The organism is Amycolatopsis sp. lyj-90, assembly GCF_046549035.1.
GTDB lineage: Bacteria > Actinomycetota > Actinomycetes > Mycobacteriales > Pseudonocardiaceae > Amycolatopsis.
Genome location: NZ_JAJPWP010000001.1, coordinates 95,093 through 117,787, shown reverse-complemented (window position 1 = coordinate 117,787; position 22,695 = coordinate 95,093). Strand labels below are relative to the sequence as shown.

Below are 22,695 nucleotides of genomic sequence, written 5' to 3'. Positions count from 1 at the left end.
CGCGTTACCGGACCGGACCGGTCTTGAACGCCTTCACCATGTCCCGCATCAGCACGTTGTCGGTCGGCAACGCCCGCAGCGCGGCCACCGCCCTGCCCTGCACCGAAGAACACCAGCGCCACCACGAATCGAGGTTCTCCCTCTCCGCCGCCTCCTCGGCGGGGACGAGAGCCGGCCAGCCGAGCGCGTCGGCCTGCGCCGTCAGCGCGCCGCCACCGGCGACGGGATCCACCGCCAGCACGGGGACACCCGCCCGCAGGCCCAGCACCAGCCCGTCGAGCCGGGTCGTCACCACGACGTCCAGATGCGACAGGATCGACGCGAACTGGTCCGGCGTCGCACAGCGTTCCCAGTCCGAAAACGCCAGACCCGGTTCGAGCGGCACTCTCCCGCAGTCGATCCCGGAGACCCACTTCGTCACGAACGACCGGACGGCGGTGTGCTCCCGCGCGAGGATCAGGCCCGCCACCAGCACCTCGTCGGTCGGGGAGTCGATCGAGAGGTCGGGGGTGGCGATCCCCTGATGGTCACGGGCGAGCACCTGATCGAACCCGGTGACCGCGTCGTCGCCCGGATCGGCCACCGAAACCCCGACGGCGATCCGGTGGCAGTGCGCGAACCGCCGGTGCACCTCGCACACCTGCCTTCCCCGCACGGCGCCGGAGACGAACACGACATGGCTGTACCTCGCCGGGTCCACCTCCTCGTAGTCCAACCCCTCCAACCGGTGTGACGGCCCCCAAGCGAGATCGTGGGGCACCTCGGCCAGCGAAAGCGCGGCGTCGACCCGCCGCATTCCGAGTACGTCGACGGGCGTCGCCTCGCCGTGACGCAAACTCGCCCATCCGATCACCAAAGCACGCATATCGGAGGCTTACCCGGCTGCGCCCGGTTCACACGGGTTTCCCCGAATCCCTGTCCGGGTAGCCGCTCGGTATGAACAGGAGGACACGATGACCCAGCCGTTGAAGGCCCTCGCCCTGGTGTGCTCGCTCAAACCGTCGCCCGCCGCCTCGAGCAGCGCCCTGATCGCCCGGCAGGTGCTGGACAAGATGGCGGAACGCGGTGTCACCGGCGAACTGGTGCGGGTCGTCGACCACGACGTCAAGCCCGGGGTCGAGGCCGACATGGGCGACGGTGACGCCTGGCCCGCGATCCGCCGCAAGATCGACGCCGCGGACATCCTGCTGATCTCGACGCCGACCTGGATCGGCCACATGTCCAGTGTGGCCCAGCGTGTCCTGGAGCGGCTCGACGCCGAACTGTCCGAGACGGACGACGAGGGCAGGCCCGCGATGTTCGCCAAGGTCGGGGTCACCGCCGTCGTCGGCAACGAAGACGGCGCCCACAAGGTCACCGCGGACCTGTTCCAGGCCCTCAACGACACCGGGTTCACGGTGCCCGCCCAGGGCGGGACCTACTGGAACGGCGAGGCCATGAAGGGCGGCGACTACAACGACCTCGACGAGACTCCGGAAGCCGTCGAATCGACCAACTCGACGCTGGCGCGCAACGCCGTCCATCTGGCGAACCTGCTGCGGGAGAATCAGTACCCCGCTTCGTGATCGCTGCGGTTCCCGGCTCCCGGGATGCTATGAAAGGCCCGTTACTTGCAAATTTTGCAAGTAACGGGCCTTTCATAGCACTTCAGGGAGCCGTGACCGGACCGTCGGAGCTGTCCCGAACCGAAGATTCGGGCAGCTGTCCCGTGAGCGCGAAATCCACCCGCCGCGCCACGGAGACGACCTGATCGGCGAAGCGCTCGTAGAACCGCGCCAGCAGCGCCACCGAGATCGCGGGTGCGACACCGTCCGTCCATTCCGGACCGGTGACGAGGGTCATCAGCTCCTCGTACAGCGCGTCGACCCGTTGATCGGTCCTGGCCAAGGAGTGGAACACCTCGGCCGTCGGTTCCTCGATTCCCGTGGCGAGGTCCTCCGCCATCGAGCAGACCAGCCCGGCCATCTCACGGAAGTGTCCGGTGAGGGCCCCGGGCACGGCGAATTCCGGCTCTCGTGCGGCCTGGTCGGCGATGTGCTGGGCGAGGTCGCCCATCCGCTCGAGCCGATCGGCGCAGTACACCGCCGCGAGCACGGTCCGCAGATCCCCCGCGACCGGCGCCTGCAGGGCGAGCAGCTTCTGCGCGGTCTCCTCGCATTCGGTCCGGGCCGCGTTCAGCTTCGTCTCCACCCCCGCCAGCAGGATGACGGCGGCGCCGTCCCGGTCGAGAAAGACGCGGTTGGCCAGGCGCAGTTCCTCACACGCCATGCCGCACATGCTCGACAGGAGGTCGCCGAGGACGCTCAGCTCGCCTTGGAATCGTTCTCTCATGTCAGTGCCTTCGCAGCGAGCGCCACCTGGGCGTCGTCGATCGGCTCGCACAGCAGGTGCGAACCGAGGAGCGGGTGGTTTTCCGGCGGTCCACCGTCAGCCATCGGGCTCCTTCCGGTCGGGTGCTTTCCGCACCGAGTACCCGACCGGGCCCGATCCTGAACATGATCACCCCTGTGGCGGTGCCTTCGAGCCGCCCGGCAGGGTGCGCACGGCGTCGTGGCGCAGCGATTCGAAGGCGTTCTTCCGCGCCCGGCGGCCCGCCATCGGCACGGCTGCGGCGAACGGATCCGGTTCCCGTTGCCGTTCCGCGGCGAACGCGCTGACCAAGCGGGACACCGCGTACCGGCCGGCGACGTTGGCGCGCTGGAGAAGCCCGGCGTCCACCACGGACTCCAGGAGCTCGTCGGCGGTCTCGATCATGATGCCCATCGCCGCGGCGATGCCGATCGACGTCGTCCAGCCCGCCCCGCTCTGCCCGAAGTGGTGGATGGCCTCGCGTCCGGCGGGTGACAGGTGTTCGTACGCGGAACTGAACCGGTCCCGGACGTTGACGTCACCGACGCTGAGGCTGTCCATGAGCCGTTCGCGATCGGCGAGCTGCCCCGCCGTGTACGCGATCGCCCACTCGGGACGCGCGGCGATCTTGCGGCCGACGATGTTGACCGCCAGCGGAAGATCACCGCACAGTTCGGCGATCGTGTCGGTGGCGTCTTGCTCGGCGCGCACCCGGCCCGGTCCGGCGATCCGGCCGATCAACGCCAGTGATTCCTTACGCGAGAACGTATCCAGCTCGACACGGTTCGTGTCCTCCAAGCCGAGCAGCCGGGCGCGGCTGGTCACCACGACCTGGCTGTGCGGGGCCTGGCCCAGCAGCGGGCGCACCTGCCCCTCGTCACTCACGCCGGCCAGGAGAACGAACAACCTGCGTTCCGCCAGCAAGGACCGGTACAGCCCGATCCGCTGCATCGGGTCGTCGGGCACGAGATGCGCCGGTACGCCGAGCGCGCGCAGGAAGCCGCGCACGATCCCGTTGGCCGACCGGCCGCCGGTTCCGCTGTTGCTCAAATCGGCGTAGAGCTGCCCGTCCGGGAAGTCCGCGGCCACCTCTTCGGCCAGCCGCAAGGCGAAAGCCGTTTTACCCACCCCGATCGGACCGCTGACCAGGAGCGGCACCTTGACCGGGCCGGTCGCCCCGATCATCTCGGCGGCGCCGGTCAGATCCCCTTCCCTGCCGACGAAAGTCCTGGACCCCATGGGAAGCTGGGCCGGACGGGCGAGGTGGATGACCCCGGATGCCGGCACCTGTGCGCCATCCGCCGGAATCTCGGCAGTCGCGGGCGCGGCCGGACGCTCCTCGCGTACCTCGACGCCACTACCTGTTTGCCCGGCGACACTCCTCCAGCGTCGTTCCCACGCCGCACGATCTCCGCCGCACGCGGAGACGAACGCCATTGTCACCGCCAGGGTGGGCAGCCGGTGGCCACTGGCGGCACTGGACAGTACGGAGGGCGCGAACAGCGCCGTTCTGGCGAGTTCCCGGTAGCTCGGGTTTCCCGCTCGGTTACGTAACACCCGCAGATCATGAGCGAATGCGGCGATCGGACCAGTGGAGCCGTCCAACGGTCGCTCGGGTCTGCCCATGCCTTACTCCTCCCCGGGATGGGGTAACACGATCGCGCTGCGTGACCGCCATCCTTGTGGCCTTCTTGGCCACAACCCTAAAGGACCAATGAACCGCGCAGCAGATACAAATAGGTGACTCAATGTACAAAGTCCAATAGTTGGACGCGGAAATTCACCCCCTTGGTGGCACCGGATAGGGTTCGCCCATGTCTGGCCCCCTGCCCCCTCTCTCGGAACTCCGGCGTGCCGCCGAAGTGTTCAACGGCTTCGCGAATGCCGACACCTCATGGCTCCGGCTCATCACGGCAACGCGGTCCGCGATCGACCTGTCACAGGCCGCACATCGCACGATTCTTCTTCGCTGGCTGAACTCGTGGGGATGCCGCATCCGGTATCCGCGAGAAGGCGAGCCCGCCCCCTTCGACGCCGGGGTCCATGCCTGGTGGGACACCTGGGGCACCACCCTGCCGACCGTCGACCTCGTACACCTGACGGACGCGGGGATCGACACGGCGGCGAAGGCGTACTCGGACCTCTCGGAAGTCGTCGTCTCAGCAGGACGGACGAGGCGCACGCTCGGCCCGACCGCCGCGGCCAAGGCCCTGTATGCGTTGCGGCCCAACACGATCATGCCGTGGGACGCCGCGATCGCAGCCGCCCTCCACGGCGACCGCGACGGCGCCGCGTTCGGCAGGCACCTGCGGCTCGGGCGCGAGTGGGCCGCCGCGGTGATCGCGGAGGCGGGGGCAGGGATCCCCGCCCTTGTGGGCAGACCGGTGTCCCTGGCGAAGATCCTCGACGAATACCTTTACGTCGTCTTCACCACGGGCGCCAAGGGTGACTGGGGAACGGACAGCGGGGAATGGTGGAAAGATGGTAACCGGGGATGACGTCAGGAGGATCGCTTCGGAGCTGCCCCGCGCCTATGAGGCACTGGTCCGCGACCGGGTGAAGTTCCGCGTGGGGCGAATCGTGTTCCTTTCGCTGTCACCTGACGAAACCGTGCTGGGATTCGGCTATCCCAAAGAAGAGCGGGAAGCGCTGGTGACAGGTGAGCCGGACAAGTTCATGTTGCCGAATCCGGCCGATATGCGCTATCGGTGGGTTCACGTCCGGCTGTCCGCGATCGATTACGAGGAGTTACGAGAGCTGATCCTCGACGCGTGGCGAATGTGCGTGCCGAAGAAGGTCTGGGCGGAATACCGGGAAAAGAACCCGCACTGAATACTCCACCGGCTTGAGCCGTTCAGCCCCATCGACTGCCCTTTTCGGTCGCGTGAATTACCTATTGGGCGATCGAAAGGGCCCGATCAGCAGGCCGGTCTTGACCAGCCGCTTCAGCCTGTCGGCCAGGAAGCCGGAGGCGATCCCCGCTTCGGATCCGGCGAGCAGTTCCCGGAAATAGCACCGCGTGCCGAACTTGAAGACACCGATCGCAAAACGCAAGCAGCAGGAGGCGAAGTGCTCGAACCACAGACCGCGGGCGGGAAAGTGCTCTGGCACTTCACGATGTCCCTCGACGGCTTCGTCGCGGGGCCGGGCCACGGCATGGACTGGATGGCGGGCATCACGCCCCGGCCGTCCCTGACCGACGAGTACGCCACGACCACCGGCGCCGTCCTCGGCGGGCGCGACGGCTGGGACGCCTACCCCGACCCGAGCGGCATCTACGGCGGCGCTTGGAAAGGACCGCTCTTCGTCCTCACCCACCATCCCGAGGACGCGACTCCCACGGAGGGCGTCACGTTCCTGGACTGCGACCCGGCCGAAGCGGTCCGGATCGGGCTGGAGGCGGCGAACGGGAAGAACCTCGAAGTGTTCTCTCCGGACATCGGCCGTCAACTGCTGGAACTGCGGCTGATCGACGAGATCGACCTGCACATCGCGCCGGTCCTGCTCGGTGACGGCATCCGGCTGTACGACAATCCCGGCGGGATACCGATCCACTTACGGGCACTCGGCCGAGAAGACCCGCGCGGCACCATCGATGTCCGGTGCGAGCCGGTCTAGTTCCGGTTGCCGTAGGACTGCTCGCAGGGATACCCGTCGCGATCGGCGTCCCAGCTCAGCGGACGGCCCGCGTTCACCCAGGCGTTGAACGCGTACGTGTAGGAGAACCCCTCGGCGAGGAGGCGCTGACACGAGGTGAGACTCGGCGCCACGGGCACCCGCGTGACCGTCACCGGCGGCTCCACCACGACCACCGACGTCGCGGGCGGTGCGACGACGGCAGTGGTCGTCGACGGCGGCACGATCTCCCGCACCACGGTGACCGGTGGCGAGCCGGCCCCTGCCGCCCCGCAACCACCCAGTACCGCGGCGGCACCCGCCGAAACCAGCAGTGCCGCGACCATTCTGTTCATATCCCTGCCTCCCGATGGAACCGCCGAATCCCCACGAGAGGAGAACGGCGATTTCACCGGCGGCATAACAGGTTTCGCGCGATCGGAGCCGCAAGTCCCCGGAAGTCGGGAACTTCGGCACCGATCGCACCGGGCCGGAATGCCCTAGCCCTGAATCACGTTCACCATCCACGAGATACCGAACTTGTCGGTGCAGGCACCGAATTCGTCACCCCACATCTGCTTTTCGAACGGGACCGAAACGGTGCCGTCGGCGGAGAGTTTCTCCCAGTATCCGCGCAATTCCTCCCCGTCATCGCCGCTGAGACTGACCGACAGGTTGGTGCCCGGCTTGTGTTCCATCCCCGGCGGCGTGTCCGACGCCATGATCGTGTAGCCGCCAGGGGAATCGAGCTGGCTGTGCATGATCTGGTCCTCCACGGGCGAACCCGCCATACCGGACTCGCCGAACGTGTTCAGCGTCAGTTCTCCGCCGAACACCGACTTGTAGAATTCCATCGCCTGCCGGGCATCGCCGGCGAAGCTGATGTAAGGGTTGAGACGGGAAGCCACTGGACACTCCTTCGGGTCGAGTCACGAGCATCCTGACAGACCACACCGGACGCGACAATGGCGGAACTACGGCCGGGTGAATTCCTGCACGCGACGGAAATTCAACCCCGTTCACCGAATGCGGTGAGCGATTTCCCCAATGCGCTCCGACGGTGGGCGGGGCCTTGTCCTGAACGCCACTTCAGGCGTCGCACACGCACTGCATCCGTCCGTGAAGGCCTCCTTGCCTACCGTGAGAGTAGGGAAGGAGGCCTTCACGGACAGCGGACTCCTGACGGGTGCCGCCGCGGACGCCGCGAAGGCTACGTTCGCAACACCTGCCGACGCCCCACCGCTACTCGAACCTCGATAGCTAACGATTGACTTTCGATAGATAACGCGCGAAACTCGATCCATGCTGACAGCGCAGCGGGCGGTCGCGCCCCTCAGAGTGTTCCTCGTGGTGTTGTTCGGGATCCTGGTCCTGTTCCAGACCATGTCCCTGCCCGGCCAGTTCGCGCACATGGCCCGGCATGACCCGGACATGGCGTATCTGCGCTGGCCCGCGACGGCCGTCTCCGTCTTCTGGGTGCTCTGCGTCCAGGTCGTGGTCGTCGCCACCTGGCAGCTGCTCACTCTGGTCAAGAAGGACCGGATCTTCACCGAAGCGTCCCTGAGGTGGGTGGACGCCATCGTGTGGGCGATCCTCGCCGGCTGGGTGGTGCTGGCGAGCGTGTTCCTCTACGTCGGCTTCAACGCCGGTGATCCGGCTCTGCCGCTGCTGTTGTTCCTGGCGTTGGTCGGCGTCGCCGTGCTGGGCCTCCTCATGATCGTGCTGCGCACGTTGCTGCGGCAGGCCACCACGCTGCGCTCCGATCTGGAACAGGTGATCTGATGCCGATCGTCGTCCGCATCGACGTCGAGCTGGCCAAGCGCAAGATGAGTGTCGGCGAGTTCGCCGAGCTCGTCGGGCTCACCCCGGCGAACGTGGCGGTGCTGAAGAACGGCCGCGCCAAGGCCGTCCGGTTCAGCACGCTGGAAGCCATGTGCCGGGTCCTCGAATGCCAGCCCGGCGACCTGCTCGAATGGGTGGACGAGGAGCCTTAGCCCACCGACGGCCCCATCCCCAGCGACTGTGGCGTGCTGGCATCCGGCGACGGCTGGTGCAACCCGCCGTCCAGCGGCCCGAATTCGGTCATCAGTGCCGCGCTCCCGCCCCACGGTGTCTGTTCCTCGGCGATCAGCGAGTTCGTCGTCAGCAGCAGCCCCGCCACCGAGGCACCGTTCTGCACCGCCGACCGGCAGACCCGCAACGGATCGACGACGCCCAGTTCGATCATGTCGCCGTAGCGGTCGTTCAGGGCGTCGAAACCTTCGTCGTCGCCCAATTCTCTGGTCCTGGCGACGATCTCGTGCGCGGGATGCCCGGCGTTGAACGCGATGAGGTACGCCGGTTCGCTCAGCGCCTGGCGCACGATCTCGGCGCCGATCGCGTAGTCACCGTCCAGCCCGAGGTCGTCCAGCGCCTTCTCCGCGTGCAGCAGCGCCGCGCCGCCGCCCGCGACGATGCCTTCGGCCATCGCGGCCCGGGTCGCCGACAGCGCGTCCTCCACCCGGTGCTGGAGTTCCTTGAGTTCGGCCGGGGTGGCCGCGCCGACGCGGACGACGGCGACCTTGCCGGTCAGCGCGCCGATCCGTTCCGTCAGCACCTCTTCGTCCACGCCGAACTGCGCCCGCTCGAGTTCGGACCGCAGCTGCCCGACCCGGAAGTCGATCGCCTCGGCGGAACCGGCCCCGCCCACGATGGTCGTCTTGTTCTCGGTGACCCGGACCTGCCTGGCGCGGCCCAGGTGTTCGAGCGTCATCGTCTCCAGCGAGAACCCGGCCTGCCGCGAAAGCACCGCACCACCGACGACGGCCGCGAGGTCCTCCAGCTTGTGCAACCGCCGGTCACCGAAGCCCGGGGCGCGCACGGCCACCGACTGGAAGGTGCCGTTGACGTGGTTGTGCACCAGCATCGACAGCGCGGTCCCCTCGACCGTCTCCCCGATCACGACCAGGGGCCTCGGCGCCCGCATCACCTTGTCCAGCAACGGCATCAGCTGCTGGACCTGGGTGATCTTCTCGCTGCACATGAGGATGTACGGATCGTCGAGCACCGCCTCCAGCCGTCCCGGGTCGGTGACCAGGTACGGCGAGAGATAGCCGTTGTCGAATTCGAAGCCCTCGACGAAATCGACGCTCATCCCGAGCGACGCCGACTCCTCGACGGTCACCACGCCACTCTCGCCGACCGTGTGCAGCGCCTTCGCGATGACCTCGCCGACGGCGTCGTCGTCATTGGCCGAAATGGCCGCGACCCGCGCGAAGTCCTGTTCGGACACCACCGGGCGCGCCTGCTTCTCCAGATGGTCGACGAGCCTTCCGACGGCGAGGTCGATCCCGCGTTTGACCAGGACGGGATTCCCGCCGCGGCCGATGGCCTGCATCCCCGCGCGGATGATCGCCTGTGCCAGCACCGTCGCCGTGGTGGTCCCGTCGCCGACCACGTCGTTGGTCTTGATCGCCGCCTCCTTGACCAGTTGCGCGCCCATGTTCTCGAACTGGTTCTTGAGGTGGATCTCCCGCGCGATGGTGACGCCGTCGTTGGTCACCACGGGCGAACCGGTGATCTTCTCGATGATCACGTTGCGCCCCTTGGGTCCCAGCGTCGACTTCACCGCCTCCGCCAGCTTGTCGACCCCCGCGAGGAGGAGGTCGCGGGCGTCCGAGCCGAAACGCAGTTCCTTGGCCATCGTGCGTGCTCCTCGATCGGTTCGGGCGGGTTCAGGGGGTGAGGATCGCGCGGCCGCGGACCCGGCCGGCGTCGAGATCGGCGAGGGCGTCGAGCGCCGCGTCCAATGGGTACTTCCTGGTGTGCAGCGTGACGCGGCCGGTCTGGGCCAGCACCATCAGTTCGACGAGGTCGTTGTAGGTGCCGACCAGATTGCCGATCACGTTGCGTTCGGTGGAGATCAGGTCGATGGTCGGAATGTCGATGTTGCTGCCGTAGCCGATCACGAACTGCGAACCGGCCCGGCGCGTCATCGCGAACGCGTCCTGCTGCGCACCCTGTTCGGCCACGAAGTCGAGGACGACCTCGGCGCCGTTGCCGCCGGTGAGGTCCAGCACGGCTTCGACCTGTTTCCCGTCGGCGAGCACCGTGTGATCGGCGCCGAGTTTCGCCGCCAGGCCGAGGGCATCGGCGTTGCGGTCCACCACGACGACGGTCGCGGCGGTCAGCGCGCGCAACGACTGGATGCCGATGTGCCCCAGCCCGCCGGCGCCGTTCACCACGCACACCGTGCCCGGCGGCAGCAGCGGGACAGCCTTGCGCACGGCGTGATAGGCGGTGATCCCCGCGTCGGCCAGTGCCGCGACGTCCTCGGGCCGGGTCTCCGGATCGAGTTTGATGCAGGCCCTCGCCGACGTCAGCAGGTACTCCGCCATCCCGCCGTTGGTGTCGATCCCGGGGAAAGTCCCGTTTGGACAGTGCATGTCGTCACCCGCCCGGCAGGCGTGGCACAGTCCGCAGGTCGGTGTCGGATGCAGGATGACCGTGTCCCCGACCTCCACATTGGACACCGCCGGGCCGACCTCGTGCACCCAGCCCGCGTTCTCGTGCCCGATCGTGTAAGGCAGCGTGACACCGGACTTCTCCGCCCACTGTTCCTCGATGATGTGCAGATCGGTGCGGCACACGCCGGCCCCGCCGATCTTCACCACCACGTCGAACGGGCCGGTGGCGCGGGGTTCCGGGACCTCCTCGACGACGGGTTGCCGGTGGTACGAGTGCAGGCGGACCGCTTTCATCCCGTGTTCTCCTCTTCCTGGATTCGCGGGTACCGCACGCGCAGCATGCCGCGGCACACGCCGGAATTGGCCTCCATGCTCGTCCGGGTGAGCCGGGCGAAAGCGAGATGCCGCTTCGCCTCAGACGGCGTGATCGGCAGCGCCGTCACCGGGTCGAGCAAGAGCGCGTCCTCGTCACCGGCGGGCAGGCACAGTTCGTTCCGCCGCCGTCGCAACCTGTCGAGATCCGGCCCGGCCGGGACGTCGCCCAGCGTGAGCCCGGGCAGCCGGGCGGCATCGACGCCTTCGGCGAGCAGCGCCCGGCATACCCGGTCGGTTCCGGCGAGGACGGCCTTACGGACGAAATCGGCCCGCAATCCATCGAGTTCGCCGGCCGCTTCCCCGTCGAACGAAGCCACGAAACCCTCGCGCGCCGCCACTCCCCGATTGATGACGTCGGCGGCGAAGTGGTCGAGCAGCACCACCTCCACCCTGGCCACTCCCCTGACCCCGGCCACCGCGTCGTAGGCGTCGGCGACCATGAGGAAGGCGAAATTGGGCGCGCAGAAGTACGTGGGCAGCCGCAGTTCCACCCGCGCCCCGCCCGCCGGATCGACCTCGCACCGGGCCACGAAACCGAGCTCCGGCAACGGCTCGTCCAGTTCCGGATCACGGACGGTGCGCAAAGCGGACCAGACGGCCGCCACGACGGTCATGGTTGCTGCACGCCGACCGGTTCGACCTCGGTCTCCTGCTCCAGCCGCAGCTCGGGCGGGACCTCGATGTCGTAGAGCCGGGCCGCGTTGAGGCCGAGGATCTTCTTCTTTTGCGCGACGGTGAGCGGGGCGAAGTCCGAAAGCTCGGCGTCCTCGGGCATGTTCCAGTCGACGAATCCCTCGACCTGCCACTTCGGTTCCCAGATCGCGTAGTCGGCGCCGAAGATCAGCTTGTCCTCGCCGATCCAGAACATCAGCTCGCCCATGACCTTCGCGAAGAACTTCGGCCTGGCGTGCATCAGCCCGCCGACCACGACCGCGAGTCCCGCGTAGACATTGCGTTCCTGCGTCGCCATGAAGCAGAAGTCTTCGATCCGCGGCAGGCCGACGTGTTCGACGATGAAGTTCAGGCCTTGGAAGTTCGTCGCCACGTGGTCGATGTCGGAGACGTCGAAGGCGTCCTTGTCCAGTGGCCAGATCGTCGGTCCCTTGTGGACGTGCACGTTCTTGACGCCCAGTTCCTCGCACTTCTCCAGATACCGCGCGGCTTCCGGGTCCTTCAGGCTCCAGCCGCGCGAGTCACCGCGCCACTCGGCGGTGTAGAGCTTGACGCCCTTCGCGCCGTAGCGCTTGACCCGTTCCTCGAACGCCTTCAGTCCCTCCTCACCCTCACGCGGGTCGAATGTGGTGTTGACGAGGAACTTGCCGGGGTGCCGTTCGGCCAAGGCGCCGTCGGCCTCGGTGGTGTTGAACCCGTTCTTGTACCACTGCCGCAGGTTCGTCGGCTGGAAGATCGCCTTGTCGACGTGCCCGGCCTCGAACAGGTCGTGCATCATCAGCTCTTCGGAGTACTTCTGGAACCGGTCGATCGGCCAGTGGGTCTCCTTGGGGCCGAGTCCCTGGTAGGCGTGGAAGCATTCGATCCAGCCCTTGGCGAACTCCTCCTGGCCTTCGACCCAGTTTTCCGGGCTCGCGTCCCAGAAGTGGGTGTGGGCGTCGACGACGAAGTACTGCTCTCCGTCCTTTGTGTACATGAGCGTGCCTCCGGCTGGGTGGTGGGCGGAGCGTCAGCGGATGGGCTTGAGGTCGAAGTCGAGGTACTCGGCCGCGTCCTCGGGGTTGGCGAACATGATCGTGCGGTCGTCGAGATGCACCATCCGGCCGTAGTGGGTGGACATGCTCTCCTCGAACTCCGCCGCGGTGAACCACCCTTCCTCCTCGCCGGCGGCTTCGTCGACGTCGGCGTACACGAGATCCGTCCGGCCGGTGGCGTCGACGCGGATCATCGAGGGCAACGGCGTGATGGTCACGTTGTCCGCCTGGCCCATGACCTCCGCGATGATCGCGCCGACCTGGTTGTTCATCAGGGTGAAACCGCACCTGTTGGACGCGGTGTTGTTGGCCTTGAACGGGCTTTCCGACGTCTTGAACGAGGTCACTGGCCCAGCTCCTTCGGTGCTTTGAGACCCAGATCGGACAGGATGCCGACGAACCGGCTCTTCGCCCGGTCGAGACCGTCCTCGAACCGGGTCGGCTTGGCGTCGGGCTGCGACCACAACGGCTGCAGCGTGCGGGCCGCGGCGATGCACCGGGGAACCCAGTCCTCCAGCCAGCCCTGGAGGATGCCCTTGTTGTGCTCGGCGTACTGGCGATCGTTGACGAGCAGGTCGAACATCGCCTTGGTGTAGCGGAGATCCCGCTCGGAGTAGTCGAATTCCCCGGCGCCGACGAGGGTCGGGGTGACGAAGTCGCCGTTGGCGGGCGCGGCCTGCTGCACCAGGTTGCTGCGGAACAGTTCACCGACGAGCGGCTCGAAGACCACGTTCGCGGCGAAGACGGCCTCGCACCAGTCCCAGATCCCGGTGAGCTGCTCGGCCGTCTCGCGGACACCCTGCCACGCCGGATCGGAGTTCCACGTCTCCAGATGCGCGGTCCCGTCGAAGCCCTCGATCTCCTCGGTGAGCGTGAAGTTGTACAGGGCGAGGTCCTGCGCGGCGCGGATACGGTGCATGCTGTTCACCGAGATCGCGTTGTTGTGCATGTTGGTCGGCGCGCGGCGGTTGGCGTTGGCGAACAGGTACAGCCCGAGGCCGTGATCGACGTGCATCCACGCGCCGACGTGCTTGGCCACGAAGTCGACCCAGTTGGGGTTCCACTGCTCGAATGCCTTGGCCTGCCGCGCCGCGTCGACGTTCTGGTTCAGCTGGCGGACGACGTTCGCGTTGTAGCGGTAGAGGGTCAGTTCCCATTCCTCGTTGGGATCGCGGAATTCGTGCCAGCCGTGCGCGGGCCAGTCGTAGCCCTTGCCGCCCGAGCCGGGACCGCGTTCCGGTTCCGGCCGGTCCGAACCCCACGCCTTCAAGGCCGTCCACTCGAGCGGGTAGCCGCCCTTGCCGTCGGCGAAGGCGTACAGCCAGCCTTGCGAGAGATAGTGCCGCGGGTCCGGCTGGACTTCGACGGTCACGTCCTCGTAGTGGCTCTGCTTGCGTTTGGCCGAGTTGTAGTAGTTGAAGCGGCGCGCGTCCGAGTCCGGGAACACCTTGGCTCCGGCTTCGGCATCGGTGAAGACCGGCTTCGGCACACTGCGTTCTTCGGTGGCTGTCATGGGTTCGTTTCCTCACCGGTAGTGGTGAACTTGTCGTAGAACACGCGTTTCTCCGCGACTCCGAGGGAAGGCAACAGCTCCAGGGCCGCCTCCACCATCGGCGGTGGCCCGCAGACGTAGGCGTCGGCGCCGGAGAGATCGTGTCCGGCACGCTTGAGCACCTCGGTGACGAACCCGGTCTCGCCGTCCCAGCCCTCGTCCCCGGCTTCGGAAAGTGCGGGCAGGTAACGGAAGTTCTCCAGAGTTCCGGCGAGTGCCCCGAGCTCGTCCTCGAAGCAGAGGTCGTGCCGCCGTCGGGCGCCGTAGTAGAAGGTGGCCTTGCGGTCGATCCCGCGTTCGGCCATCGACCGCAGCAACGCCAGGATCGGCGCCATCCCGGCGCCGCCGCCGACGAACACCACCTCGGCGCCGGGCGCGTCCCGCAGTGTGAAGACCCCGAACGGTCCGGTGACCTCCAGCCGGTCGCCCGCTTTGACCTTGCTGTCGAGGAATTCCGAGAACAGGCCACCGGGATAGATCTTGACCACGAACTCCAGCAACCCGTCCCGCGCGGAGGTGTTGGCCATCGAGAACGACCGTGTCTCTTCCGTGCCGGGGATCTTGAAGTCCAGGTACTGGCCGGGAAAGAACTTCAGCGTCTCCGGTTCGACGAGCCGCACGACCAGATGCCGCAGGTCGTGGGTGACGTTCTCGTTCGAGACCACCTCCACGACCGCGTCGGTGATGGGCAGCCCGGCCTGGATCATTTCCTCGTCGTAGTTGAGGAGTTCGATCGTGAGGTCCTCGTAGGCGTGCGCGCGGCACAGCAGCGTGAAGCCCTCCTCCTTTTCGTAGTCGGGCAGCGCGAACGTGGAGTACCGGTCGTGTTCGACGTCGTCGCCGTCGAGGATGAAGGACTTGCAGGACGCGCACTGCCCTTCCTTGCAGCCGTGCATGAGCATGACGCCCTGCTCGGCGGCGGCGCGCAGGATCGTCTGATCCTCGTGGGCGTCGATCTCGATGCCGACGGGCTCGAACCGCACGCGGTGTTTGTCCATGGCTCCTCGTCCGGCGGAGAGGGTGGGAGGGCGTTGTGTCGCGGAGGGGTCCGCCCTCCCACTTGGTCTCTAGGCGCGCGGCGCCGGGCGGCCTGCCGGGCCCTGGCGGTTGTAGTCGGCCTGGAACGCGGCCCGCTGCTCGTCGGTCATCTGGTTCAGCAGCACGTTCGGCGACTGCACCTCGGGCATCCGGCGGAGGTGGTCGAGCGTCCACATCTTCTTCGGGTCGAGGTCCAGATGCGGCTGGGCGACCATGGTCTTGCCGTCGTCACGCACGAAACCCATGTCGGAGACGACGTCGGCCCAGTTCCAGCCGTGGTACAGCGTTTCCCATTCGCGGGCGCCGACGAGCTTGCCCATGTTCGGCGTGTTGCGGCCCTGGTAGATGGGCTGGAAAGCGTCGGCGTCGGTCCAGCGGCAGGTCTCCGAGCAGTAGGTGCGCCACTGCCCCTCGACCTTGTCGGTGACCATGTCCTCGCGGATGAGGCACGGGACCATGCAGGTCCAGCACCGGTGCGGGTACACGTAGTCGACGTCCTCGGCGACGATCGGGTGGTGCCCGTTCGGGGTGGCGAGGCGGTTGTAGTTCTCCCACCACTTGCCGTACTTGTCGTACCAGCCCGGATACTTGTACTCGAACCACTCGAAGTCCTTGTCCGTCATCGGGTCGATCCGCCAGTAGTTGGCGAGCCAGCCGGTGGCGAAGAACTGGGCGACCTCGTGCACGTAGCCCTTGTTCCAGATCCGGTTCCACGCCTCTTCGATGAGGTCGTGCGGGATGACGAGACCGTACTTCTCCAACGGGACGAGGTAGCTGCGGTAGTAGTCGTCGTAGATCCAGCGGCGCCACATCTCCGCGTAGCTCTCGCGGTCCTTGCGGCGGTCCTTGGTGCCGTATTCGATGAACGTGCCGATCGCCGCGTCGACGACGGCGTGGTTGTTCCACCACGCGTACCGCAGGTCGCGTTCGAGCAACTGGTGGTTGCTCTCGTCGGACAGCGCCATCAGCAGGGTCGCGTATCCGTTGCTGATGTGGCGGGATTCGTCGGATTGCACCGAGTGGAACACCGTCGGGAGCAGATAGTCACCGTTGGCGGCGGCTTCGGCGGGCATCGCGACGAACAATGTGTTCGTGAACGCGGTCTCCGCCACGATGGTGAGGTAGACGCTCGCCGCGGTGATGGCGTCCCCGGTGATGAACCCCTCGGCGAACTGACGGCCGATCGTGCCGCAGTAGTCGTTCTGGAAATTGCGCAGACTCGAGTTGAAGCCCGCCGGGTCGATGTAGTTCTGCATGTACAGGCGTTTGAGGTTCTGCTGGATCGTCGAATGCCGGACCTCGTCGATCATCTGGATCGCCTGGCCGTTGTGCAGTTCCGGGTTCGGCACCGTGCGGAACAGCAGCGGCATCGCCCGCGCGGCGGAGATCTCGGGCAGCGGGATGATACTCAGGAACAGTTTCTGCCATTCCAGCCAGCGTTCCTGGACCTGGCGGAACATGTTGCCGCGGATCGCGCCGTCCTCGGCGCCGTACACGCGGTGGTCCTTTTCCTCCTGCATCGGGAAATAGGACCGCAACACCTGCTTGAGCGGGTCCTTCTTCTTGGCCTTGCGGAAGGTGTAGTCGGTCCCGTAATGCGACACCGGTGTGTGGTACGCCGGTTCCCACGACAGTTCCTGGATCTTCTGGTGGGCTTTCGCCACACTCTGGCGGCTCATGGATCACTCCTTCTCCGTGGCACCCTCCGACGGCTCCCGCTCACCATTAGAGGGCGGCTCGCGACCCTCGCGGGTCTCAATGTGAGACACCCGCCTAGCGCTCGCCGAGCATCCGGGCGCGGAGTTCGGCCAGTTCGTCGTGGACGCCGCGCTGGATCCGCGCGTCGCCCTCGACCGTGGGAGTGATCCCGAAGGCGCGCAGGAGTTCCGCCGCGGGCCGACCCGGATGGCCGTCGGCGCCGAGCACCGGATGCAGGCCCTGGTCGGCCAGATGACGGAAGACGAGGTCGACGATCGTCCACGGGTTGTAGGTCTCCGCGGACGGGGTGGCCGGGGACATCGGGCGCTCCTCGCTGTCGGGGGCTGACCCCTCATCGCACCTCCGGCGCGCGTGACCGTGAGTCTCAATTTGAGACGAAGGGCAGGCGGGAAAGTCCCCTTCACCCACGACGGCGAACAGGTGGCCGTCTCAATTTGAGACACCACCCGAGGCCGCCCGCCTCTACCCTGGACGAAGCGGCACAAGGGTGTGCCCGCACCCACGCGGGCCGCGGGACTCGCGGGAGGTCACGTGGACGGCATGGTCGTCGCCGACGAACGACTCGCACGGACGAGGGTCCGGTTCCTCACCGAGGAACCGATCGAATCAGGCTGCGTACGGCAGCCGATCCTGGCGTCCTGGCGCCGGTCGCGGGACCTCCGGGTGCAGGCGGACCGGATCGACCCGCGGTATCTCGGCGACCAGAACCTCGACATCCCGCTGATCCGCGGGGCCGAACCGGTGCTGGCCAAACTCGGCGAACAGTTCGACGGGCAGCCGATCAGCCTCATCCTCACCGACCCGAACGGGGTCGTCCTGACCCAGAGCACCGGCGACAACGAACTGCGCCGCCATCTCGAAAGGGTCGAACTGGTCCCCGGGTTCAGTTACGGGGAGCAGTCCGTCGGCACCAACGGCATCGGCACGGCGCTCGAAGACGGCCGCGCCACGCAGGTGTTCGGACACGAGCACTACGCCGAGCACCTGGAGAACCTGGCCTGCGCCGGCGTCCCGATCCTCCATCCCCTCTCCGGCAAGAAGATCGGCGCCGTCGACCTCACCTGCTGGTACAAGGACGCGGGCGGGCTGCTGCTGGCGCTGGCCCGCTCGACGGCCGAGCAGATCCGCCAGGCGATGCTGCGGCACAGCGACCTGCACGAAATGATGCTGTTCCAGGCTTATCTGCAGACCTGCCGCCGCTGGACCGGGATCGTGCTGGCGTTCAACGAGGACATCGTGATGATGAACGACCGGGCGCGGCAGTTGCTCGACCCGTCCGACCAGTCGGTGTTGCTCGGCTTCGCCGCCGAAGCGCTGGAGTCGGGCGGCAGGACGACCGCGGAACTCGCGCTGTCGAGTGGCCAGCGGGTCCGCGTGTTCTGCCGTCGCGTCCCCGGACGGCGGGACGGCGACGTCGCGGGCGGGGTGCTGTCGGTCAAGCTTCTCGAAACCGGCGAGACCACCGCCGGGACCGTTCCGCTGCTGCCGATGTACCTCCCCGGCGTCGTCGGCTCCGCGCCGCTGTGGCTGCGGTGCGGGCACGAGCTGGAAACCGGGTTCAGCCGCAAGGAATGGGTCGTCCTCGAAGGTGGCCCAGGAACGGGAAAGCACGCTCTGGCCAAAGGGATGCACATGCGGCGCAGCCCGGCGGCACGACTGTGCACAGTGGACGCATCGGGGGCGGTCGACGCGGCTTGGGCCGACGACCTGCGCCACGAACTCCGCACCCATCCCCCGGCCACCCTCGTCGTCCGGCACGCGCACCGCCTCTCGGCCGCCGCCGCGGAGCCGTTCGTCCGCTTGCTGCGGGACCTGCGGGACGAGGGCGGGCCATGGGTGGTGCTGACCCTCGCCCCCGGCACCGAAACCGTGCCCGAGCTGGCGGAGCCGCTGAAGTTCTTCCCTCGCACCGTCCAGGTCCCGCCCCTGCGTCACCACGCCGAGGACCTCACCGAGCTCATCCCCTTGTTCCTGAGCAAACTCGGCTACGGCGGGCGGCTCACCTGCTCGGCCGCCGCGCTGCACCTGCTCATGCGGGCCGAGTGGCCGGGGAACGCGGGCCAGCTCTACCAGGTGCTGCGGAAGGTCGCGCAACGCCGCCGTTCGGGGACCATCGTCCCCGGCGACCTTCCCGCCGAGTTCCACGCCGTGACGCGACGCCCGCTCAACCGGTTCGAGGTGATCGAACGCGACGCGATCGTGCGGGGTCTCGAAGACGCCGACGGCAACAAGATGCGCGCGGCCCAGCTTCTCGGCATCTCCCGGGCGACGATCTACCGGAAGATCCACGAGTACGGCATCGTCGCGCCGGCGCGGACCTCCTGAGCGGCCGCCGCCCCGCCGGATCAGGCCACTTCGAAGCTGCGGCCGCCGTCGTGCAGGCCGAGCATGTCCAGCAGGGTCGCGCAGTCATCGGCACTCGTCGCCCGAGACGCCACGGTGAGGGCCGCCTTGCGGCGCATCTCCTCCTGCTGTGGCGAGTCCAGGCCGTCCGACAGCAGGTCGGGTACCGGGTGCAGTCCGAGTTCGTTTCTCATCAATTCCCCCTTGGATGAAGGCCGACGTGTCGCTCTAGTACCCACGATCGCGGGCTTGAACACAGGTGTCCCCGTTCGGGTGCGCAGAGACACGGCGGCCTTACTCCGTCCGTGTGAATCAGCCTCGCAACGCCGGGAGCAACGTCTCTTCGGCGAAGCGCAGGAAGCCTTCCTGCTGGTCGCCGCCGATCTGGATCAGGGCGAGATCGGTGAACCCGGCCGCCTCGAACTCGCCTGCCTGCTTCACGATCCGATCCACGTCCGGCCCGCACGGGATGGCCGCGGCGACGTCCTCCGGTTTGACGAACTGGGTGGCCCCGGCGAACCCGGCGGGCCCCGGCAGTTCGGCGTTGACCTTCCAGCCACCGGCGAACCACCGGAACTGCTCGTGCGCCCGCTGGATCGCCGCGTCGCGGTCTTCGCCCCAGGACACCGGCAGCTGGGCGATCTTCCTGGTCGGCGGGCCGGGTTTGACGGCGTCCCACTCCCGGCCCAGCGACTCGTCCGCCTCCACCGCGATCATCGCGTCGGCGATCGGCGCGAACCGGGTGACCGACTGCGACCCGGACACCGCGACGGCGATCGGGACACGCTGCTCCGGCAGGTCCCACAGCTTGGCCGAGTCCACCCGGAAGTGGTCACCCGCGTAGTTGAAGTACCCGCCGTCGAACAGCCCGCCGATGATCTGGATCGCTTCGGCGAGCATCTCGTGGCGGACGTTCGCCGGTGGCCAGCCGCGTCCGACGACGTGTTCGTTGAGGTTCTCTCCCGCTCCGAGCCCGAGGGTGAACCGGCCGTCCGAGAGCTCCTGGACGGTCGCCGCCTTCTGCGCCACCACCGCCGGGTGGTAGCGCATGGTCGGGCACGTCACGAAGGTCATCAGTTCGACCCGTTCAGTACTCTGGGTGACCGCGCCCAGCACACTCCACGCGTACGGCGAATGGCCCTGCTCGTCCAGCCAAGGCGAGTAATGGTCGCTCATCACCTCGAAGTCGAATCCCGCCCGCTCGGCCGCGGCGGCGTACCCCACCAGGTCCTTCGGCCCGGTCTGCTCGGTCATGAGCGTGTAGCCGATGCGCATTGAAGCCTCCTTCGCGTCTGACCTCCGCGTACCCGCCCGCTCCGGCGGTCAACCGGAGGTTTATCCAGCGAAACGATCGGGGTACCTGAGCTGAGGAGAAGGGAGCAGTCATGCCTCAGCGGAGTTGGAGCGACAAACGCGAACGACAGTACGAACACATCAAGGACTCGGCGAAGGACCGTGGAGCGAGCACGGACCGCGCGGAGGAGATCGCCGCACGCACGGTGAACAAGAACCGCGCGCAATCGGGCGAGTCGCGCGAGGCGAGCAAGACCTCCACCGAGGACATGTCCCCGCAGAGGCGAGGCGGTCTGCGGTCCGGCAATCGGCTGGGCCCGAACGGCCCCACCAAGGACCAGCTCTACAACGAAGCGAAGAAGCGCGATATCGAGGGCAGGTCGAAGATGTCCAAAAAGGAGCTTCAGCGCGCCCTTGGCCGTTGATCGCCTGTCCCGCGGCGGGTCCCCACCGCGGTTGCCCCACGGCCATGGACGGATAGGTCACGTAATGGATTCACACGCACGGGGCAGCCTCACCCCTGAAACCCGCCATGAAGAGGACGGATTTCTCGATCGAGTGGAACTCCGTCTCCCCGCCGAGGCGGAACAGATCCCCCTCGTCCGCACGCTCACCCACGGAGTGGTGGCACGTGCGGACTTCGGCTTGGACGCCATTTCAGACGCGAAGATGGCCGTCGACGAAGCCTGTTCCCAACTGGTCCAGCCCGCAGAACTGGGAGCGACCCTGTGTTGCGTCTTTCACGAGATCCCGGAAGGGATAGCCGTTTCGATCTCCACTCGGACGGCCAAAGCCCATCTCCCGAGCGAAACGACGTTCGGATGGCACGTGCTGACGACCCTGACCCGGTCGGTGGCGGCTCGTTGCGAGCCGATTCCCGGCGAAACGGGGAGCACGACGACGATCGACCTCGTCCTGACACCGGGAACGAGCGACGGGTGAACGCCGAGCGCAGGTCGACCGCCCGCCAGGCGGATGACTACGCCCATTGCGAACCCCTCTTCGAAGAGCTGTCCGCCCTCCCGGAGGACTCCCCTCGCCGCCAAGAGGTGCGAGCCCGCCTGGTCACCGAACTGCTCCCGCTCGCCGAGCACATCGCCACCCGGTTCTCCGGCCGGGGCGAGCCCCGCGAGGATCTGGTGCAGGTGGCACGGATCGGCCTGATCAACGCGGTCGACCGCTTCGATCCCGAACGGGGCCACGACTTCCTCTCCTTCGCCGTCCCCACGGTGATGGGCGAGGTCCGGCGGCACTTCCGGGACACCGGCTGGTCGGTCCGGGTACCGCGGCGGCTCAAGGAACTCCACGTTTCGCTCAGCCAGGGCACGGCCGCGCTGTCCCAGCGCCTCGGCCGCGCGCCGACGCCGACCGAACTCGCCGAGTACCTCGGGCTCGAGGTCAACGAAGTGCGTGAAGGACTGCTCGCCGGCCAGGCGTACCAGACGTTGTCGGTCGACAAGCCGGTTCACGACGACGCCACCGAGGCTCTTTCACTCGCCGACACGATCGGCGAGGAGGACCACGAGATGGCCTTGGTGGAGAACCACGAGGCGCTGCAACCGCTGCTGCGGGAACTCCCGAAGCGCGAACGCGCGATCCTCGTGATGCGGTTCTTCGGCGGCTACACCCAGACGCAGATCGCGGAACGGATCGGCATTTCGCAGATGCACGTCTCGCGGCTTCTTTCGCAGACGCTGGAACAGTTGCGAGGGAAGCTCTCGGAGTAGAGCGGCCTGTCCGTGAAGGCCTCCTTACTTACCCTGACGGTAGTTAAGGAGGCCTTCACGGACTTCGTCATGCCCAGCGGGAGTGTTGCGAAAGCCACTTTCGCGACGTTCTGATGTCCCGGAAGTGGCTTTCGCGACACCCGAACCGGCTGGTGTGGCCTCACGGTTGCCCGGATCGGCGACTCCTCAGCCGTGAGTGGCGATTCGGGTTAGGGCTAAGGGTGTCTTGGTTACCTACGGCCTCTGGCCGCGGCCGTTCACGAGTCCGGGCCGTGAAGGGCCCCTTGCCTACCTTGACCGTAGTGATGGAGGCCTTCACGGACTTCGTGATCGCCACGGCCGCCACTTTCACCCCACCCGCACCAACAGCCACAGCGGCCGCGCGTGAATGCCTCCGTTCCCTCGGCTCAGCCGAAGAAACTCGACGCTCACACCTTCCCCAAGTACGTGATGGCCCCCTTCCTTGCGTCTAGCGCAAGGAAGGGGGCCATCACGTACTTCAAGCGACCACGGCGCTGGCAATCCGAATCGCC

27 protein-coding genes are annotated in these 22,695 nt (G+C 67.2%); 10 read left to right on the top strand and 17 right to left on the bottom strand.

The genetic code is table 11. The features are described from left to right. Window positions 1-4 precede the first annotated feature (4 nt). Entirely contained in the window at window positions 5-865 is an 861-nt protein-coding gene (locus tag ACLJPX_RS00565) for a polysaccharide pyruvyl transferase family protein (protein WP_410598184.1), read from the bottom strand. Window positions 866-953: 88 nt separating this feature from the next. On the opposite strand from ACLJPX_RS00565, the gene ACLJPX_RS00560 reads away from it, so the two are divergent. Next, window positions 954-1,565 carry a flavodoxin family protein gene (locus ACLJPX_RS00560; protein ID WP_410598183.1) on the top strand — a complete coding sequence of 204 codons (612 nt, stop codon included), beginning with the start codon at window positions 954-956 and terminating at the stop codon, window positions 1,563-1,565. A gap of 82 nt (window positions 1,566-1,647) precedes the next feature. Here ACLJPX_RS00560 and ACLJPX_RS00555 read toward each other — a convergent pair whose 3' ends face one another. Next, window positions 1,648-2,331 carry a phosphate signaling complex PhoU family protein gene (locus ACLJPX_RS00555; protein ID WP_410598182.1) on the bottom strand — a complete coding sequence of 228 codons (684 nt, stop codon included), beginning with the start codon at window positions 2,329-2,331 and terminating at the stop codon, window positions 1,648-1,650. A gap of 168 nt (window positions 2,332-2,499) precedes the next feature. Continuing rightward, window positions 2,500-3,975: an NB-ARC domain-containing protein gene (locus ACLJPX_RS00550; protein WP_410598181.1), complete on the bottom strand. Its 1,476-nt coding sequence runs from the start codon at window positions 3,973-3,975 to the stop codon at window positions 2,500-2,502. A 188-nt stretch (window positions 3,976-4,163) separates the two neighbouring features. Between ACLJPX_RS00550 and ACLJPX_RS00545 the strand changes: the two genes are divergently transcribed. Together ACLJPX_RS00545 and ACLJPX_RS00540 are read left to right on the top strand one after the other, a co-directional pair. After that, entirely contained in the window at window positions 4,164-4,847 is a 684-nt protein-coding gene (locus tag ACLJPX_RS00545; protein ID WP_410598180.1) for a hypothetical protein, read from the top strand. Continuing rightward, window positions 4,831-5,181 carry an MmcQ/YjbR family DNA-binding protein gene (locus ACLJPX_RS00540; RefSeq protein WP_410598179.1) on the top strand — a complete coding sequence of 117 codons (351 nt, stop codon included), beginning with the start codon at window positions 4,831-4,833 and terminating at the stop codon, window positions 5,179-5,181. The genes ACLJPX_RS00545 and ACLJPX_RS00540 overlap by 17 nt, the downstream gene beginning before the upstream one ends. A 57-nt stretch (window positions 5,182-5,238) precedes the next feature. Here ACLJPX_RS00540 and ACLJPX_RS00535 read toward each other — a convergent pair whose 3' ends face one another. Then, entirely contained in the window at window positions 5,239-5,403 is a 165-nt protein-coding gene (locus ACLJPX_RS00535; RefSeq protein ID WP_410598178.1) for a hypothetical protein, read from the bottom strand. Window positions 5,404-5,418: 15 nt separating this feature from the next. Between ACLJPX_RS00535 and ACLJPX_RS00530 the strand changes: the two genes are divergently transcribed. Further along, complete coding sequence (locus ACLJPX_RS00530) at window positions 5,419-5,967, top strand: dihydrofolate reductase family protein (protein ID WP_410598177.1); 549 nt, start codon at window positions 5,419-5,421, stop codon at window positions 5,965-5,967. Here the strand turns inward: ACLJPX_RS00530 and ACLJPX_RS00525 are convergent. Then, a complete protein-coding gene (locus ACLJPX_RS00525; protein ID WP_410598176.1) occupies window positions 5,964-6,320 on the bottom strand; it encodes a hypothetical protein in 357 nt (118 codons plus the stop codon). The genes ACLJPX_RS00530 and ACLJPX_RS00525 overlap by 4 nt on opposite strands. 144 nt (window positions 6,321-6,464) lie before the next feature. After that, window positions 6,465-6,872, bottom strand: coding sequence for a VOC family protein (locus ACLJPX_RS00520; RefSeq protein WP_101607012.1), 408 nt, complete (start codon window positions 6,870-6,872; stop codon window positions 6,465-6,467). A gap of 394 nt (window positions 6,873-7,266) precedes the next feature. On the opposite strand from ACLJPX_RS00520, the gene ACLJPX_RS00515 reads away from it, so the two are divergent. Further along, on the top strand, window positions 7,267-7,746 hold the full coding sequence (locus tag ACLJPX_RS00515; RefSeq protein WP_410598175.1) for a DUF2975 domain-containing protein: 480 nt from the start codon (window positions 7,267-7,269) through the stop codon (window positions 7,744-7,746). Beyond that, entirely contained in the window at window positions 7,746-7,958 is a 213-nt protein-coding gene (locus tag ACLJPX_RS00510; protein ID WP_101607010.1) for a helix-turn-helix domain-containing protein, read from the top strand. The genes ACLJPX_RS00515 and ACLJPX_RS00510 overlap by 1 nt, the downstream gene beginning before the upstream one ends. Here the strand turns inward: ACLJPX_RS00510 and groL are convergent. From groL to ACLJPX_RS00465, 9 genes are all read right to left on the bottom strand, one after another. Next, a complete protein-coding gene (groL, locus tag ACLJPX_RS00505; RefSeq protein ID WP_410598174.1) occupies window positions 7,955-9,646 on the bottom strand; it encodes a chaperonin GroEL in 1,692 nt (563 codons plus the stop codon). The genes ACLJPX_RS00510 and groL overlap by 4 nt on opposite strands. Window positions 9,647-9,677: 31 nt before the next feature. Next, the gene (locus ACLJPX_RS00500) at window positions 9,678-10,703 is read right to left on the bottom strand and encodes an NAD(P)-dependent alcohol dehydrogenase (RefSeq protein WP_410598173.1); all 1,026 of its coding nucleotides are present in this window, start codon (window positions 10,701-10,703) and stop codon (window positions 9,678-9,680) included. Further along, window positions 10,700-11,398: an iron-sulfur cluster assembly protein gene (locus tag ACLJPX_RS00495; RefSeq protein WP_410598172.1), complete on the bottom strand. Its 699-nt coding sequence runs from the start codon at window positions 11,396-11,398 to the stop codon at window positions 10,700-10,702. Before ACLJPX_RS00495 ends, ACLJPX_RS00500 begins: the two co-directional genes overlap by 4 nt. Continuing rightward, on the bottom strand, window positions 11,395-12,432 hold the full coding sequence (locus tag ACLJPX_RS00490; RefSeq protein WP_101607006.1) for an amidohydrolase family protein: 1,038 nt from the start codon (window positions 12,430-12,432) through the stop codon (window positions 11,395-11,397). Before ACLJPX_RS00490 ends, ACLJPX_RS00495 begins: the two co-directional genes overlap by 4 nt. Before the next feature lie 33 nt (window positions 12,433-12,465). Then, entirely contained in the window at window positions 12,466-12,837 is a 372-nt protein-coding gene (mimD, locus tag ACLJPX_RS00485; protein WP_101607005.1) for a propane 2-monooxygenase effector subunit MimD, read from the bottom strand. After that, complete coding sequence (locus ACLJPX_RS00480) at window positions 12,834-14,003, bottom strand: toluene hydroxylase (protein WP_410598171.1); 1,170 nt, start codon at window positions 14,001-14,003, stop codon at window positions 12,834-12,836. Before ACLJPX_RS00480 ends, mimD begins: the two co-directional genes overlap by 4 nt. Then, window positions 14,000-15,040 carry an FAD-binding oxidoreductase gene (locus tag ACLJPX_RS00475; RefSeq protein ID WP_410598170.1) on the bottom strand — a complete coding sequence of 347 codons (1,041 nt, stop codon included), beginning with the start codon at window positions 15,038-15,040 and terminating at the stop codon, window positions 14,000-14,002. Before ACLJPX_RS00475 ends, ACLJPX_RS00480 begins: the two co-directional genes overlap by 4 nt. Before the next feature lie 69 nt (window positions 15,041-15,109). Next, window positions 15,110-16,759, bottom strand: coding sequence for a methane monooxygenase (locus tag ACLJPX_RS00470; protein WP_410598169.1), 1,650 nt, complete (start codon window positions 16,757-16,759; stop codon window positions 15,110-15,112). 94 nt (window positions 16,760-16,853) lie between these two features. Further along, window positions 16,854-17,099, bottom strand: a complete 246-nt coding sequence (locus ACLJPX_RS00465) for a hypothetical protein (protein ID WP_410598168.1) — start codon at window positions 17,097-17,099, stop codon at window positions 16,854-16,856. A 231-nt stretch (window positions 17,100-17,330) separates the two neighbouring features. Between ACLJPX_RS00465 and ACLJPX_RS00460 the strand changes: the two genes are divergently transcribed. Further along, a complete protein-coding gene (locus tag ACLJPX_RS00460; RefSeq protein WP_410598167.1) occupies window positions 17,331-19,124 on the top strand; it encodes a sigma-54-dependent Fis family transcriptional regulator in 1,794 nt (597 codons plus the stop codon). Between the two features lie 20 nt (window positions 19,125-19,144). Here the strand turns inward: ACLJPX_RS00460 and ACLJPX_RS00455 are convergent, their stop codons facing one another. Continuing rightward, on the bottom strand, window positions 19,145-19,336 hold the full coding sequence (locus ACLJPX_RS00455) for a hypothetical protein (RefSeq protein WP_101607000.1): 192 nt from the start codon (window positions 19,334-19,336) through the stop codon (window positions 19,145-19,147). Between the two features lie 118 nt (window positions 19,337-19,454). Further along, window positions 19,455-20,417 carry a TIGR03557 family F420-dependent LLM class oxidoreductase gene (locus tag ACLJPX_RS00450; RefSeq protein WP_410598166.1) on the bottom strand — a complete coding sequence of 321 codons (963 nt, stop codon included), beginning with the start codon at window positions 20,415-20,417 and terminating at the stop codon, window positions 19,455-19,457. 110 nt (window positions 20,418-20,527) lie between these two features. On the opposite strand from ACLJPX_RS00450, the gene ACLJPX_RS00445 reads away from it, so the two are divergent. The 3 genes from ACLJPX_RS00445 (at window position 20,528) to ACLJPX_RS00435 (ending at window position 22,162) form a co-directional block, all read left to right on the top strand. Next, window positions 20,528-20,860 (top strand): plasmid stabilization protein, encoded by a 333-nt coding sequence (locus ACLJPX_RS00445; protein ID WP_410598165.1) that lies wholly within the window; start codon window positions 20,528-20,530, stop codon window positions 20,858-20,860. A 64-nt stretch (window positions 20,861-20,924) separates the two neighbouring features. After that, the gene (locus ACLJPX_RS00440) at window positions 20,925-21,377 is read left to right on the top strand and encodes an anti-sigma factor (protein WP_101606997.1); all 453 of its coding nucleotides are present in this window, start codon (window positions 20,925-20,927) and stop codon (window positions 21,375-21,377) included. After that, complete coding sequence (locus ACLJPX_RS00435) at window positions 21,374-22,162, top strand: SigB/SigF/SigG family RNA polymerase sigma factor (RefSeq protein WP_101606996.1); 789 nt, start codon at window positions 21,374-21,376, stop codon at window positions 22,160-22,162. Before ACLJPX_RS00440 ends, ACLJPX_RS00435 begins: the two co-directional genes overlap by 4 nt. The last annotated feature ends 533 nt before the right edge of the window (window positions 22,163-22,695 follow it).